Annotated in this window: 16 protein-coding genes; 12 read left to right on the plus strand and 4 right to left on the minus strand. The window is 67.7% G+C overall.

Annotation, left to right across the window (positions count from 1 at the left end; all coding sequences use genetic code 11):
- Window positions 1-3: 3 nt before the first annotated feature.
- A complete protein-coding gene (locus VFE83_RS09200; RefSeq protein WP_324905327.1) occupies window positions 4-537 on the minus strand; it encodes a DUF6630 family protein in 534 nt (177 codons plus the stop codon).
- 135 nt (window positions 538-672) lie between these two features.
- Between VFE83_RS09200 and VFE83_RS09205 the strand changes: the two genes are divergently transcribed.
- The 11 genes from VFE83_RS09205 (at window position 673) to hslU (ending at window position 11,564) form a co-directional block, all read left to right on the plus strand.
- Window positions 673-978 (plus strand): hypothetical protein, encoded by a 306-nt coding sequence (locus tag VFE83_RS09205; RefSeq protein ID WP_324905329.1) that lies wholly within the window; start codon window positions 673-675, stop codon window positions 976-978.
- A gap of 93 nt (window positions 979-1,071) precedes the next feature.
- Window positions 1,072-3,258, plus strand: coding sequence for a prolyl oligopeptidase family serine peptidase (locus tag VFE83_RS09210; RefSeq protein ID WP_324905331.1), 2,187 nt, complete (start codon window positions 1,072-1,074; stop codon window positions 3,256-3,258).
- Between the two features lie 160 nt (window positions 3,259-3,418).
- On the plus strand, window positions 3,419-5,563 hold the full coding sequence (locus VFE83_RS09215; RefSeq protein ID WP_324905333.1) for a S9 family peptidase: 2,145 nt from the start codon (window positions 3,419-3,421) through the stop codon (window positions 5,561-5,563).
- A 138-nt stretch (window positions 5,564-5,701) separates the two neighbouring features.
- Window positions 5,702-6,121: a YbaN family protein gene (locus tag VFE83_RS09220; RefSeq protein ID WP_324905335.1), complete on the plus strand. Its 420-nt coding sequence runs from the start codon at window positions 5,702-5,704 to the stop codon at window positions 6,119-6,121.
- A gap of 40 nt (window positions 6,122-6,161) precedes the next feature.
- Window positions 6,162-6,458 (plus strand): LPS translocon maturation chaperone LptM, encoded by a 297-nt coding sequence (gene lptM / locus VFE83_RS09225; RefSeq protein ID WP_324905336.1) that lies wholly within the window; start codon window positions 6,162-6,164, stop codon window positions 6,456-6,458.
- A gap of 4 nt (window positions 6,459-6,462) precedes the next feature.
- Window positions 6,463-7,323 (plus strand): diaminopimelate epimerase, encoded by an 861-nt coding sequence (dapF, locus tag VFE83_RS09230; RefSeq protein ID WP_324905338.1) that lies wholly within the window; start codon window positions 6,463-6,465, stop codon window positions 7,321-7,323.
- On the plus strand, window positions 7,316-7,987 hold the full coding sequence (locus VFE83_RS09235; protein WP_324905340.1) for a DUF484 family protein: 672 nt from the start codon (window positions 7,316-7,318) through the stop codon (window positions 7,985-7,987). The genes dapF and VFE83_RS09235 overlap by 8 nt, the downstream gene beginning before the upstream one ends.
- Window positions 7,988-8,030: 43 nt before the next feature.
- Complete coding sequence (xerC, locus tag VFE83_RS09240) at window positions 8,031-8,987, plus strand: tyrosine recombinase XerC (RefSeq protein ID WP_324905342.1); 957 nt, start codon at window positions 8,031-8,033, stop codon at window positions 8,985-8,987.
- A 238-nt stretch (window positions 8,988-9,225) separates the two neighbouring features.
- The gene (locus VFE83_RS09245) at window positions 9,226-9,426 is read left to right on the plus strand and encodes a DUF3079 domain-containing protein (RefSeq protein ID WP_324905344.1); all 201 of its coding nucleotides are present in this window, start codon (window positions 9,226-9,228) and stop codon (window positions 9,424-9,426) included.
- A gap of 84 nt (window positions 9,427-9,510) precedes the next feature.
- Complete coding sequence (gene hslV, locus VFE83_RS09250) at window positions 9,511-10,062, plus strand: ATP-dependent protease subunit HslV (RefSeq protein ID WP_324905346.1); 552 nt, start codon at window positions 9,511-9,513, stop codon at window positions 10,060-10,062.
- 116 nt (window positions 10,063-10,178) lie between these two features.
- Complete coding sequence (hslU, locus tag VFE83_RS09255) at window positions 10,179-11,564, plus strand: ATP-dependent protease ATPase subunit HslU (protein WP_324905348.1); 1,386 nt, start codon at window positions 10,179-10,181, stop codon at window positions 11,562-11,564.
- A 474-nt stretch (window positions 11,565-12,038) separates the two neighbouring features.
- Here the strand turns inward: hslU and VFE83_RS09260 are convergent, their stop codons facing one another.
- The 3 genes from VFE83_RS09260 to VFE83_RS09270 all read right to left on the minus strand — a co-directional run bounded on the left by VFE83_RS09260 (window position 12,039) and on the right by VFE83_RS09270 (window position 13,608).
- Entirely contained in the window at window positions 12,039-12,485 is a 447-nt protein-coding gene (locus VFE83_RS09260; protein ID WP_324905350.1) for an OsmC family protein, read from the minus strand.
- A 95-nt stretch (window positions 12,486-12,580) separates the two neighbouring features.
- Window positions 12,581-13,120: a DUF1415 domain-containing protein gene (locus VFE83_RS09265; RefSeq protein ID WP_324905352.1), complete on the minus strand. Its 540-nt coding sequence runs from the start codon at window positions 13,118-13,120 to the stop codon at window positions 12,581-12,583.
- Window positions 13,121-13,125: 5 nt separating this feature from the next.
- Window positions 13,126-13,608 carry a YajQ family cyclic di-GMP-binding protein gene (locus tag VFE83_RS09270; protein WP_324905354.1) on the minus strand — a complete coding sequence of 161 codons (483 nt, stop codon included), beginning with the start codon at window positions 13,606-13,608 and terminating at the stop codon, window positions 13,126-13,128.
- A gap of 146 nt (window positions 13,609-13,754) precedes the next feature.
- Between VFE83_RS09270 and VFE83_RS09275 the strand changes: the two genes are divergently transcribed.
- The gene (locus VFE83_RS09275; RefSeq protein ID WP_324905356.1) at window positions 13,755-14,834 is read left to right on the plus strand and encodes an NAD(P)-dependent alcohol dehydrogenase; all 1,080 of its coding nucleotides are present in this window, start codon (window positions 13,755-13,757) and stop codon (window positions 14,832-14,834) included.
- The last annotated feature ends 252 nt before the right edge of the window (window positions 14,835-15,086 follow it).

A 15,086-nucleotide genomic window follows, 5' to 3' on the forward strand; every position in this document is an offset into this window, starting at 1 on the left:
CGGTTACAGCGCGCCCGTGCGCACGTGGAAGCCCAGCGCGCCGGCCACCATGCGCAGCGCCTCGTCGTCGCGCTGCAGCGTCATCCAGCCGGCCTGCGCGTGCTCGCCGGTTTCCCAGGTCCACAGCGTGTAGTGATGCTCGCGCAGCTGCTCGAACGCGCGCTGCACCAGCGCCGGCACTTCGGCCTGTTCGAGGAAGTCCTCGTCGCCCGTGTCGTCCGTGCCCCAGTCGATGCGCAGGTCGTAGCGCGCGGCCAGCTGCTCGATCGCGTCGATCGCGCCGGCAGCGTCGTCTTCCGAGACGAAGAATCCCGCGCGCCAGTCGATCGCATCGCGCAGCGACCACACCGGCTCGCCGCCGTCGGCCAGCAGTTCCTGGCAGTGGCGGAACTGCGCCAGCGCGGCATCCTCGTCGCCGGGATTCACCAGCAGCAGGAACTGCCACGCCACGGCCTCCAGCGCCGCCTCTTCGTCGACGTCGCTCTCGGTATGGAAGGCGCGGGCGAAGTTGTCGTCGGGGTCGTATTCGGAGTGCATGGCGGGGGCGTACGGGGCGGGTATTCCACGATACCGGAACCGCACAACCGTCCATCGATCCGCCGGTCGCGCGGCGTCGCAGGTCGTGAGATGCCGCTACGGCAGGCTGGCCGCACTCCAACCCGAGCCCGTGCGATGAAGCCGACCCGTCCCGAGATCGACCCCCGCCTGGACACCCTGCTGCGCCACGTGCTGGCGATCGGCGCCGCGCTGGTGCTGTTGTTGCCGGCCGCGCGTGGATTCAGCCAGACCCTGGGCTGGATGCCGCTGTGGTTGCTGGTGATGCCCGCCTGTGCCTGGTCGGCGTTGCACCGCTTCCGCCTGCCTCGGGGCGAAGCGGAAGAGCCGGTGCGCGTGCAGCGTCCGCGTCGCCGCGCCGCAGTGCAGGCCCGCCGCCGCCCGCCGTCGCTGCTGCGCCGCCGTCACTCGCAGGCCGCCTGAGCGCCGGATCCGCACAGCCGCCCGACCGCGGCCGGCGCGGCAGCGCCAGGACGCTGTGCTAGCGTTCCGGGTCCACCATCGCCCGGAGCGCCCATGCCGAAGCTGTCGCACGCCTGCCAGTCCCTGTTGATCTCCGCAGGCCTCGCGGCCGCCTCGGTGGCGGGTCCCGCCACCGCCAAGGAGTCCCCCGCCGTGCCCGCCGACGCAACCGCCGCCGATCCCTACGCCTGGCTCGAAGACGTGACCGGCGAGAAGTCGCTGGACTGGGTTCGCCAGCACAATGCCAAGGCGGAAGCCGAACTGGCCGGCAGCGCGCAGTTCAAGCAACTCGAATCCGACATCCGCGCCATCCTCGATTCCGACGCCAAGATCCCCGGCGTGGAGAAGATCGGCGAGTACTACTACAACTTCTGGAAGGACAAGCAGCACGAGCGCGGCCTGTGGCGCCGCACCACGCTGGCCGAGTACCGCAAGGACAAGCCGCAGTGGGAGACCGTGATCGACCTGGACGCGCTGAACAAGGCCGAGGGCGAGAACTGGGTGTGGCACGGCGTGGACTGCCTTCGTCCGGACTACACGCGCTGCCTGATCGCGCTCTCGCGCGGCGGCGCCGACGCCGACGTCACGCGCGAGTTCAACCTGTCGACCAAGACCTGGGTGAAGGACGGCTTCTTCCGCGACGAGGCCAAGGGCGCGCTGGGCTGGATCGACCGCGACACGGTGTACGTCTACACCGACTTCGGTGCGGGCTCGATGACCAGCTCCGGTTATCCGCGCATCGTCAAGGAGTGGAAGCGCGGCACGCCGCTCGAACAGGCCCGGGTGGTCTACGAGGGCAAGCCCACCGACATGTACATCGCCGCCCTGCGCGACCACACGCCGGGCTTCGAGCGCGACTTCGTCAGCCGCACGCTGGCCTTCTACAACGACGAGCTGTACCTGAGGGGTGCGGACGGAAAGCTCGCGAAGATCGATGCGCCCAACTCGGCCAACAAGTCGGTGCACAAGGACTGGCTGCTGCTGGAACTGCGCGAGCCGTACGACGCACATGGATGTGCGAGTGCCGCGGGCGCAGGATGCGCAGGAGCGGCCCAGGCCGGCGGCAAGACCTGGCCCGCCGGTAGCCTCATCGCCACGAAGTTCGACGACTTCATGGCGGGCAAGCGCGAGTTCATCACGCTGTTCACGCCGTCGGACAACACGTCGCTGTCGGGCTACACCTGGACGCAGTCGCACCTGGTGCTGAACGTCCTGGACGACGTGAAGAACCGCCTGAGCGTGCTCACGCCGGGTGATGGCGAATGGAAGCGCAGCGAGTTCGCGGGCGCACCGGGCTTCGGCACGCTGGTCGTGTCCGCGGTGGATCGCGACGAAAGCGACGCGGTGTGGCTCACCGCCACCGACTATCTCACCCCGACCACGCTGTCGCTGGCGCAGATCGGCTCAGCGCCCGAGGTGCTCAAGACCATGCCTGTGTTCTTCGATGCGTCGAAGAACACGATCGAGCAGCACTTCGCCACATCGAAGGACGGCACGCGCGTGCCGTACTTCCTGGTGCGTCCGAAGGATCTGAAGCTGGAGGGCACCGCACCGACCCTGCTGTACGGCTACGGCGGCTTCGAGATCTCGCTGACGCCGGCCTATTCGGGCAGTGTCGGCAAGGGCTGGCTGGAGAAGGGCGGCGTGTATGCGGTCGCCAACATCCGCGGCGGCGGCGAATACGGACCGCGCTGGCACCAGGCCGCGCTGAAGGCCAATCGCCACAAGGCCTACGAGGACTTCGCCGCGGTCGCGCAGGACCTGATCGCGCGCAAGGTCACGTCCACAAAGCACCTGGGCATCCAGGGCGGCAGCAACGGCGGCCTGCTCACCGGCAACATGCTGACGCAGTATCCGGAACTGTTCGGCGCGGTGGTCGTGCAGGTGCCGCTGCTGGACATGAAGCGCTACAGCCACCTGCTGGCCGGTGCGTCGTGGATGGCCGAGTACGGCGATCCGGACACGGCCGACTGGGAGTTCATCCGCACGTTCTCGCCGTACCACCTGTTCGACGCCAAGCGCACGTATCCGCCGGTGATCTTCATGACCTCCACTCGCGACGACCGCGTGCACCCGGGCCACGCGCGCAAGATGGCGGCGAAGATGCTCGAGGCCGGCAAGGATGTGCGCTACTACGAGAACATCGAAGGCGGCCACGGCGGCTCGGCCAACAACGCCCAGGCCGCGCACATGAGCGCGCTGGCGTTTACGTTCCTGTGGAATGAACTGAGCGGGAAATGATCAGATCTCCCTTCCCTGCGCGCAGGGGAGGATCGGGGAGGGGTACGAAGCCGCGCTGCGGCGAGTTCGGCACCAAGGCGGCTCACGACCCCCTCCCAACCTCCCCCTGCGAGCAGGGGGAGGAGCAAGGAGTTGTCCCGAGCACAACCGGACCCCATCCATGAAACCGACCCATCTCCTGCTTTCGGCCCTTCTCATGAGCACCACCGCCTCCAGCCTTGCGGCGACCGCCGCCAACCCGCCAGACGCAACGAAGAAGCCGCACGTCGTCAAGGCGCCGCACGGCGCGCAACGCAACGACGAGTACTACTGGCTGCGCGACGACGCGCGCAAGAACCCCGAGATGCTGGCGTACCTCAATGCCGAGAACGCCTACACCGATGCGGTGATGGCACCGCTGAGGCCGCTGCAGGACAAGCTGTACGAGGAGATCGTCGGCCGCATCAAGCAGGACGACAGCTCCGTGCCGTACCGCGAGCGCGGTTACTGGTACTACAGCCGCTTCCAGACCGGGCAGGACTATCCGATCTACGCGCGCCGCGCCGGCAACATGGACGCGCCCGAGCAGGTGCTGTTGGATGTCAACGTGATGGCCGCCGGCAAGGACTACTTCAACATCGGCGACTGGGAAGTCAGCCAGGACAACCGGATCCTGGCCTGGGCCGAGGACGCGGTCGGCCGTCGCCAGTACGTCATCCGCTTCAAGAACCTGGAAACCGGCGAGGTCTACAGCGACCAGATCCAGGGCGTGTCGCCCAACATCGTCTGGGCCGACGACAACCGCACGCTGTTCTACGTCGAGAACGACCCGGAAACCCTGCTCACCGTGCGCGTGAAGAAGCACGTGCTCGGCACGCCGTCGTCGCAGGACGAACTGGTGTACGAGGAGAAGGACGACAGCTTCTACATGGGCATCGACCGCTCGCGCGACGACCGGTATATCTGCATCGGCGTGGAGAGCACGGTGTCCAGCGAGATGCGCTGCGCGCCGGCGTCCAACCCGCAGACATTCACCGTGCTGGCCCCGCGCGAGCGCGACGTGGAATACCAGGCCGACCACCTCGGCGGCCGCTGGGTGATCCGCACCAACGCCAACGGCGCGAAGAACTTCAAGCTGGTCACGGCGCCCAGCGACGCGACGTCGCGCGCGCAGTGGACGGACCTCGTGCCGCACCGTGAGGACGTGTTCGTCGAAGGCTTCGAGCTGTTCGATGGCTTCACCGTCGTGGCAGAACGTTCCGATGCGCTGGAACGCCTGCGCGTGATGAAGAAGGACGGCAGCGAGGAATACGTCAAGGCGGACGAACCCGCCTACACGATGGGCCTTTCGGTGAACTCCGAGCACGACACGCCGTGGCTGCGCTACAGCTACACCTCGCTGACCACGCCGGCCACCACGTTCGAGGTGAACGTGCTCACCGGCGAGCGCAAGCTGCTCAAGCGCGAACCGGTGATCGGCTACGACCCGGAGAAGTACGTCACCGAGCGCGTCTGGGCGACCGCGCGCGACGGCGTCAAGGTGCCGGTGTCGCTGGTGTACCGCAAGGGCTTCGAGCGCAACGGCAAGGCCGCGATGCTGCAGTATGCCTATGGCAGCTATGGCAGCTCGACCGACCCGCGCTTCAATGGTCCCATCGTCAGCCTGCTCGACCGCGGCATGGTGTACGCCATCGCCCACATCCGCGGCGGCCAGGAGATGGGCCGCAAGTGGTACGACGACGGCAAGCTGTTCCATAAGAAGAACACGTTCACCGACTTCATCGACGTCACCGACGACCTGGTGAAGCAGGGCTACGCTGCGAAGGATCGCGTGGCGGCGTACGGCGGCAGCGCCGGCGGCCTGCTGATGGGCGCGATCTCCAACATGGCGCCCGACAGGTACCGCGTGATCCTGTCGCAGGTGCCGTTCGTCGACGTGGTGACGACGATGCTCGATCCGACCATCCCACTCACCACCAACGAGTACGACGAGTGGGGCAATCCGGAAAAGAAGGAGTACTACGACTACATGCTGTCGTATTCGCCGTACGACAACCTGTCGAAGCAGGCGTACCCGGCGATGTTCGTCGGCACGGGCCTGTGGGATTCGCAGGTGCAGTACTGGGAGCCGGCCAAGTACGTGGCGCGCCTGCGCGACCTGGACCAGGGCCAGCAGCCGATCGTGTTCCGCACCAACATGGACGCTGGCCACGGCGGCAAGTCCGGCCGCTTCCGCCGCTACCGCGAGTTGTCGGAGATGTACGCCTTCATGCTCGATCAGCTGGGGTTGGCAGGTGCTTCCGCGGGAACTACAACGGCCAAGTAATCCCACGATCACCGCTCCCTCCCCTGCTTGCAGGGGAGGGTTGGGGAGGGGTGCAAAGCCGCATGGCGGCGAGTTCGGCGCCTACGCGCCTCGAACCCCCTCCCAACCTCCCCCTGCAAGCAGGGGGAGGGGCAGGAAATGCATCGAGTCTCTGTGAATTCCTTTCCGCCGCCAGACCCATCGACCCCCAAGGTCCGCTTCCGCTGGGCCTGGTGGCTGCTGGCCTATGCCAGCCTCGGCCTGGGCGTGATCGGCATCGTCGTGCCGGGCCTGCCGACGGTGCCGTTCGTACTGCTGTCGGCATTCGCCGCCGCGCGCGGCTCGCAGAAACTGCACGACTGGCTGCTGGCGCACCGGCGCTTCGGCCCGATGATCCGCGACTGGCAGGCCTATGGCGCGGTCAGCCGCCGCGCCAAGCGGCTGGCGATCGGCATGATGGCCGCGTGCGCCGTGATCATGTTCCTCACCGCGCCGCGCTGGTGGATGGCGGGCATCGGCACGGCGATCATGACGGTGGTCGCGATCTGGCTGTGGGCGCGCCCGGAACCTCCGCGCTGAGCACGTCGTATCGTTCATCGGTGCGGGCTACACTGCCGGCATGAATGCACGCCCGACGATGAAGACGCGGCTCGCCGCCCTCGGCCTGATCGCCCTGCCGCTGCTGCTGGCCGGCTGCGGCAACAAGGGCCCGCTGATCCTGCCGCCCAGGAACATCCCGGCACCGGCGCCCGCGCAGACGCCCGCGGACGACGCGACGGTTCCGCCGTCCGATGGCACCGACGACGCGCTGACCCCGCCGAATCCGGTCGACGATTCGAGCAGCGACACCACGCCCGCACCGCTGCAGGACGTGCCTGCGCCGCAGGGCGAACCCGACGATGGCGGCCGCGGCTGACGCCATGTCCACGCAGCTCTCCAGCCTGCGCTTCAGCAAGATGCACGGCGCGGGCAACGATTTCGTCGTGCTCGACCTGCGCGGCGCCGCGCCGGCCCCGTCTGCGGCGTTGTGCCGTGCGTTGGCGGACCGCCACACCGGCGTGGGTTGCGACCAGATCCTCACCGTCGAGGACGCCGCCGACGGCGCGGTCGCGGGCTACCGCATCTGGAACGCGGACGGCTCGTCCTCGCAGCAGTGCGGCAATGGCGCGCGCTGCATCGCCGCGTGGCTGGTGCGCGATGCCGCCGAACGTGGCGCGGCGTTGCCGGACGAATTCGTGCTCGACAGTCCCGTCGGCGCGCATGCGGTGACGCGCCTGGACGGCGGCCGCTTCCGCATCGCGATGGGCCTGCCGCGGTTCGCGCCGTCCAGCATCCCGCTGCACGGCTTCGAAGGCGCGCAGGACGAGTACGTGCTGTACCACAACGATTCGTTGTTCACCTTCGGCGCGGTGTCGATGGGTAACCCGCATGCGGTGATCGAGGTCGACGACATCGATGGCGCACCGGTGGAGGCCGTCGGCCCGATGCTGCAGGCGCATCCGGCCTTTCCCGAATCGGTGAACGTCGGTTTCGCGCACGTGGAATCGCGCGACCGCATCCGTCTGCGCGTGTACGAGCGCGGCGTCGGCGAAACCCTGGCCTGCGGCAGCGGCGCGTGCGCGGCTGCCGCGGTGATGATGCGTCGCGGCCGCGTGGATCGCGACGTCACCGTTGCATTGCCCGGCGGCGAACTGCGCATCGCCTGGCCCGCAGACGACGCGCCGCTAACCATGTCCGGCCCGACCGCGTTCGTGTTCGAAGGAGAATGGACCCATGACTGAGACGCTGGAAAAGCTGGGCGCGCACGAAGTCGCGGCATGGCTGCACCGGCACCCGCGCTTCCTGCAGCAGTTCCCCGACCTGGCCCTGAGCCTGGTCGTGCCGCGCGAGGAAGGTTCGGCCGCGTCGCTGGCCAGCTACCAGCTCGAAGTGCTGCGCGACAAGAACCGCGAGCTCTCGCGCCGCCTGCAGGAGTTGTTCGCCAATGCGCAGGAGAACGAACGGCTGGCCGTGCGCACGCACCAGCTGACGCTGGCGCTGATGCGCCAGGGCAGTGCGGCCGACACGCTGCGCGCGATGGCAGCGAGCCTGGCGGAGGATTTCAACGGCGATCTGGTCCGGCTGGTCGTGTTCCATCCCGCCGACGGACTGGAAGACGCCGACTGGCTGCAGGTCATCGCGCAGGACGACGCACGCCTGCAGCCGTTCCGGGATTGCCTGAGGGACGGCGAGCCGCTGTGCGGCCGCCTGCAGCCGGAAAAGCACGCGCTGCTGTACGGCGTGCGCGCGGATGAGGTGCAGTCCACCGCATTGCTGCCGCTGCCGGGCGTGGGCCTGGTGGCCGTGGGCAGCCACGACGCCAACCGCTTCTTCCCCGGCATGGGCACGTTGTTCCTGCGCATGATGGGCGAATCGCTGGCGACCGCACTCAAGCGGTTCGAATGACGGAGGGCGCGGTCCTGATCGCAGACCGGGAACCGCGCAACCGATGAGCAGGGCGATCGACACGACCACGCAGGACTCCGGCGTTCACCGTGACGACGAGCCGCTGCGTGTTGCGGCGGTGGAGGAGTATCTCGCGCACCTGCAGGTCGAGCGGCGCATGTCCGCGCACACGCTGGATGCCTATCGTCGCGACCTGACCGCGCTGGCCGAGTGGGCGCGCGACCAAGGGGTGGCAGTCGATGCATTGCACACCGAACAGGTGCGCGCGTTCGTTGCCGCCGAACATCGGCGCGGCCTGTCGCCCAAGAGCCTGCAGCGCCGGCTGTCGGCTTGCCGGAGCTTTTACGCATGGCTGGTTCGGCAGGGACGCCTGGACGCCAGTCCGGCCGCAGCGATCCGCTCGCCAAAGGCGCCGCGCAAGCTGCCGCAGGTCTTGGATCCCGACGAGGCCAAGGCACTGGTCGAAGTGCCGACGGACGCGCCGCTGGGCCTGCGCGATCGCGCGCTGCTCGAGCTGTTCTATTCGTCGGGCCTGCGCCTGTCGGAACTGTGTGCGCTGCGCTGGCGCGACATCGACCTGGCGGACGCACTGGTCAACGTGCTGGGCAAGGGCAGCAAGCAGCGCAGCGTTCCGATCGGATCGCATGCGCGTACTGCGCTGGCACAGTGGCGCGCATCCACCGGCGCAGCCAACGACGCGCCGGTGTTCCCGGGTCGCGGCGGCGCGGCGATCACGCCGCGCGCGGTGCAGTTGCGCCTGCGTCATCTGGCCCAGCAGCAGGGCCTGTTCAAGCGTGTGCATCCGCACCTGCTGCGCCATTCCTTCGCCAGCCACATCCTCGAATCGTCCGGGGACCTGCGCGGCGTGCAGGAGCTGCTGGGCCACGCCGACATCGCCACCACGCAGATCTACACGCATCTGGACTACCAGCACCTGGCCAAGGTGTACGACGCGGCGCACCCGCGCGCGAAGCGCAAGCGCGGCGACGGACCGGACTGAGGCCGGCTGCATCGGCTGCAGCTCCAGGCTTGCGTCGGAGCCGCGTCGTCCAGTCGATGCCTCTTCGATCGCCACTCGTCACCTTCGGCCGCAACCCTGCTGCGCGATGAACATCGATCCGTCGCGAGCCGCGCCTTGCGGGCTCGCGCGTGCCGGTCCGGTTCGGCTTGCCCCAGATCAAGTGACTCACCGAGCGGCACCGTTAGCGTGACTGCATCCACGGCGGCCGCTCACGACGATGGCAAAGAAGTTCCCACTCAATCCCAAGCACCCCGAACGCATCTGCTGGGGCTGCGACCGCTACTGTCCCGCGGACTCGCTGGCCTGCGGCAACGGCTCGGGCCGGGTGATGCATCCGGCGGAGCTGCGGGGCGAGGACTGGTACCTGGACTGGGGCATCGAACCGGCACCCGAGAGCCCCAAGAACGCCAAGCTGTAGCCGCACGCGCCGCGGCCGCGGTCCGCGCGGCTTGAACCGCCTCCTCCAAGCCCCCACCCAAGAGGGCATTCCCCCGGAGGTCGCATGGATCCGAGCCAGAATCCCCACGTATTCCACGCCACGACCATCGTGTCGGTGCGCCGTGACGGCCGCGTCGCCGTCGCAGGCGATGGTCAGGTCACTCTCGGCAACACCGTGATGAAGGCCAACGCGCGCAAGGTGCGCCGCCTCGGCCGCGAGGGCCAGGTACTGGCCGGCTTCGCCGGTGCCGCCGCGGACGCCTTCACCTTGTTCGAACTGTTCGAAGCCAAGCTCGAGAAGCACGGGCAGCTCACGCGCGCCGCGGTCGAACTGGCCAAGGACTGGCGCACCGAGCGCCGGCTGGGAAAGCTCGAGGCGCTGCTGGCGGTGGCCGACAGGGAAACCTCGCTGATCATCAGCGGCACCGGCGACGTCATCGAGCCCGAGGACGGCATCATCGCCATCGGCTCCGGCGGCATGTACGCGCTGTCGGCCGCACGCGCGCTGCTCGCGCATACCCAGCTGGACGCGCGCACCGTCGCCACGGAAGCCATCAACATCGCCGGCGACGTGTGCATCTACACCAACCGCAACGTGGTGGTGGAAGAACTCTGATGCCGGGAATGGAGAGTGGCGAATAGGGAATCGTAGAGGCGCAAGGCGCCGACGCTCCCTTCCACCTCCCATTGTCCGGGCTTCCCGATTCCCTATTCCCGATTTCCAATTCCCACATGCCCATCAAACCCGACACCTCCAACGCCACCATGACGCCGCGCGAGATCGTGCAGGAACTCGACCGGCACATCGTCGGCCAGCAGTCCGCCAAGCGCGCCGTCGCCATCGCGTTGCGCAACCGCTGGCGCCGCATGCAGCTGCCCGATGAACTGCGCAACGAGGTGATGCCCAAGAACATCCTGATGATCGGTCCCACCGGCGTCGGCAAGACCGAGATCGCGCGCCGCCTGGCCACGCTGGCCAATGCGCCGTTCGTGAAGGTGGAAGCCACGCGTTTCACCGAGGTCGGTTACGTCGGCAAGGACGTGGAGCAGATCGTGCGCGACCTGGCCGACACGGCGGTCAAGCTGTATCGCGAGCAGGCCAAGCAGCGCGTCCGCACGCAGGCCGAGGAGCGCGCCGAGGAGCGCATCCTGGATGCGCTGCTGCCGCGCCGGCAGGGCGCGACGACCGTGTTCGGCTTCAATGCAGCCGAGGAGGCGAAGGACGAACCGTCCGCGCAGGACAACGAGACGCGCGCCAAGCTGCGCAAGCAACTGCGCGCCGGCGCCTTGGACGATCGCGAGATCGAGATCGAGACCGCGGTGAACGTCGGCGTGGACATCATGGCGCCGCCGGGCATGGAGGAAATGGGCCAGCAGCTGCGCCAGATGTTCTCGCAGGTGGCCGGCGCCAAGACCCACAAGAAGACGCTGGCAATCCGCACCGCGCGTGCGCAGCTGATCGAGGAGGAGGCCGGCAAGCTGGTCAACGAGGATGACGTTCGCGAGGCCGCTATCGAAGCGTGCGAGCAGCACGGCATCGTCTTCATCGACGAGATCGACAAGGTTGCCAAACGAGGTGAGAACGTCGGCGGTGGCGACGTCTCGCGCGAAGGCGTGCAGCGCGACCTGCTGCCGCTGGTTGAAGGCTCCACGGTGAGCACCAAGTACGGGCCGGTGAAGACCGACCACATCCTTTTCATCGCCTCGGGCGCCTTCCACCTGGCCAAGCCCAGCGACCTGATTCCCGAGCTGCAGGGCCGTTTCCCGATCCGCGTGGAGCTGTCGGCACTGAGCAAGGACGACTTCGTGCGCATCCTCACCGAGCCGAAGGCCGCGCTGACCACGCAGTACGTCGAACTGCTGCGTACCGAAGGCGTGGGGCTGGAGTTCACCGACGATGCCGTGGACCGGCTTGCGGAGATCGCCGCGCAGGTCAACGAGCGCCAGGAAAACATCGGCGCGCGCCGCCTGCACACCGTGCTGGAGCGCCTGCTCGACACGTTGAGCTTCGAGGCGCCCGACCGCGGCGGACAGTCGGTGCGCATCGACCGTGCGTACGTCGACCAGCACCTGGGCGAACTGGTACAGGATCCGGATCTGAGCCGGTACATCCTCTAAAGGCCAATCTAAAGGCCAAGTGACCGGGCGCGCTTGGGCCCGATCACCGGTTCGTCATTCCCGCGAAAGCGGGAATCCAGCGACTTTACGCGCTTCAGCAATGACACACAGGGACATGCGCGTAGTCGCAGACCTGACGCGAAACCGCAACGACACTGGATTCCCGCCTTCGCGGGAATGACGAGAGGGAGTGAATGGCTGGTCGGCGCCGCTCAGCGCGGCTCCACCACGACTTCCGTCTTCACCGAATTGGCGATGTAGCAGCTTCGTAGCCTGGGTAAGGCCGAAGCGCCCCGGTGGCCCCCGCCTCACTGGTCTGTCATTCCCGCGAAAGCGGGAATCCAGCGACTTTACGCGCTTCACCAACGACACACTGGGCATGCACGCAGTCGCACACCGGACGCGAAGCCGCAACGACACTGGATTCCCGCCTTCGCGGGAATGACGAGAGGGAGTGAATGGCTGGTCGGCCGCTCAGCGCGGCTCAACCACCACTTCCGTCTTCACCGAGTTGGCGATGAAGCAGTTCCGGTGCGCCGACTCGTGCAGCTTCGCCAGTTCCGTGGCGTCCGGTGTCTTGCCGGCGAAGGTGATGCGCGGTCGCAACGTGACATGCGTGACGGCCATACGGCCTTCGTCGTTCTTGCCGAGCGTGCCGACGGCATCGTCCTCGTACGTATCGACCGTCCAGCCCTTCTTCGCGGCGACCACCAGCAGCGTCAGCATGTGGCAGGAAGACAGCGCAGCCACCAGCATCTCTTCCGGATCCACGCCCTGCGCGCTGCCGAAATACGCAGGCGCCGCCGAGCCGGTCAGGTGCTGGCCGCGTTCGAAGCGGACGTCGTGGTCTCGCGGGAAATGCTCGTAATCGAACGCCTGGCCGTTGCGGGTCCAGCGGATCGAGGCGGTATGTTCGGACATGGCGGACTCCGGTCGCGACGTGGGAACAGCAACATGCCACAGCGCGACGACCGCGCGACAGCATGCGCGTGCGGAGTGTGTGGCCGGGCGAAGGTTCAGTCCGCGAACAGCCGCCGCCAGCCGTCCACTCCCAGGCGCTCCAGGGTGCGCAGGTTGCGCTCCACGATCACGTCGGGATCCGGATAGGCCGCCACCGCGCGGTCGATGCTTGCCTCGCGCAGCAGATGCAGCGTGGGGTGGGGCGAGCGGTTGGTGAAGTTGCCGATGTCGTCGTCGGCCGTGCCCGCGAAGCGGTAGTCCGGGTGGAAGCTCGCCACCTGGATCTCGCCTTCCAGCCCGAGCGAGGCCACCAGCGCATCGGCCTCGTCCAGGAACTCGTTGTAATCCAGGAAATCGGTGAGCACGCGCGGATGCACCAGCAGCGTGGTGCCGATGACATCTGGATCGGTCGCGGCCAGGCGCGTCAGTTCCGCCTCCAGGTCGTTACGCAGTTCCTGCGGCGTGGTCGCGGTGCTCAGCGCAAAACGCACCTGCTGTCTGACGTGCACCGCCTTGGCGAAGGGGCACAGGTTCAGCCCGATCACGGCACGCTCCAGCCACAGGCGCGTCGCGGCGATGGGGTCGTCCACGGACATCGCGATCAGTCGCGGAAGTTGTCGAACTGCAGCGGGCGCTCGTACTCGGCCGCGCGCAGCAGGGCGATGGCGGCCTGCAGGTCGTCGCGCTTCTTGCCGGTCACGCGCAGCTTGTCGCCGTTGATCTGGCTGTCGACCTTGAGCTTGGCTTCCTTCATCGCGGCCTGGATCTTCTTGGCCAGGTCGCGCTCGATGCCCTGCTTGACCGTGATCTTCTGCCGCGCGCCGGCCAGGTTGGTCTCGACGTCGCCAAATTCCAGGCAGCGTGCGTCGATGCCGCGTGCGATCAGCCGTGCGCGCAGGATGTCGTTCATCTGCTTGAGCTGGAACTCGCTGGGTGCCGACTGGGTGATCACCTCGTCCTCCAGCGCGAATTTCGCGTCCACGCCCTTGAAGTCGAAACGCGTGCCCAGTTCGCGGTTGGCCTGGTCGACGGCATTGGTGAGTTCGTGGCGATCGACTTCGGAGACGATGTCGAAGGAAGGCATGGCCGGCTCCGGTATGTTTGCGGGGCGCAAAGATTAGCGCACGGCGCCGCACGCTGCAGCGCTGGCACGCTGCGTTGCCCGCATCGCGCACAGTGCGGGCGCAGGTGCACGAATAGACTGACCGCATCCCATCGCGCCCCCGATCCATGCTGAAGACACCTGCCTACGCCGCCCTCGATCCGGCCTCGCCGCTGGTCCCGTTCACGATCGAACGACGCGAGCCCGGCCCGCATGAAGTGCTCATCGACATCCTGTACTGCGGTGTCTGCCATTCGGACATCCACCAGGCGCGCGATGGGTGGGGCGGCGCGATATTCCCGATGGTGCCCGGCCACGAGATCGTCGGCCGCGTGTCGCGGGTCGGCGCGCAGGTCACGCGGTTCAGCGTCGGCGAAGCCGTCGGCGTGGGCTGCTTCGTGGATTCGTGCCGCCAGTGTCCGTCGTGCAACGCGGGCGAGCAGCAGTACTGCGACTTCGGCATGAGCGGCACGTACAACAGCTACGAGCGTAATCCGGATGATCGCCGCTTCGACAAGAGCCGTCCGACCTTCGGTGGCTATTCGACGCAGATCACCGTGGACCAGGATTACGTGCTGCGCATCCCCACCGCGCTGCCGCTGGATCGCGCCGCGCCGCTGCTGTGCGCGGGCATCACCACGTATTCGCCGCTGAAGCACTTCGGCGTGAAGCCGGGCGACCGCGTGGCCGTGGTCGGCCTGGGCGGGCTGGGGCACATGGCGGTGAAGCTGGCCGCGGCGATGGGCGCCGAAGTGACCGTGCTCAGCACGTCCGAATCCAAGCGCGACGACGCGATCGCGCTGGGCGCGAAGGATTTCGCGGCCACGCGTGACGGCACCGTGTTCAAGACGCACGCGATGCGGTTCGACTTCGTTGTCGACACGGTGTCCGCGCCGCACGACTACAACGCCTACCTCAACCTGCTGAAGGTCGACGGCACGATGATCCTGCTCGGCATTCCCGAGGCGCCGGAGGTCGTGTCGGCTGGCTCGCTGATCCGCAAGCGCCGCCGGCTGGCCGGCTCGATGATCGGCGGCATCCGCGAGACGCAGGAGATGCTCGACTTCTGCGCCGAACACGGCGTCGCCTCGGACATCGAACTGATCCGCATGGACCAGATCAACGAGGCCTACGAACGCATGCTGCGCTCCGACGTCCGCTACCGCTTCGTGATCGACCTGGGCACGCTCAGGCACGGAACAGGCTGACGGAAAGCTCAGGCCCGGGTACCGCGGCGATGGGTTTCTCCCCATCCGCCCTCCGGACACCTGCGGCCGCGGAGGAGAACGGAAGGGCGCCTGCGTGGATGTGCCGTCGCCGCCGCCAAGCCCGCGAAGCAGGGGTTGTCGCGGGCATATGGCGCTACGGCTGACGTAATCGCGAGGGCCATCGGGCTGCGGGGCTCCGGGTCGCGATGGCACCACGCGGGAACGCGGGGCTCGCCGCCTTATAGTGGCGGG

It is taken from the genome of Lysobacter sp. (genome assembly GCF_035655815.1).
Taxonomy (GTDB): Bacteria; Pseudomonadota; Gammaproteobacteria; order Xanthomonadales; family Xanthomonadaceae; genus Lysobacter_J.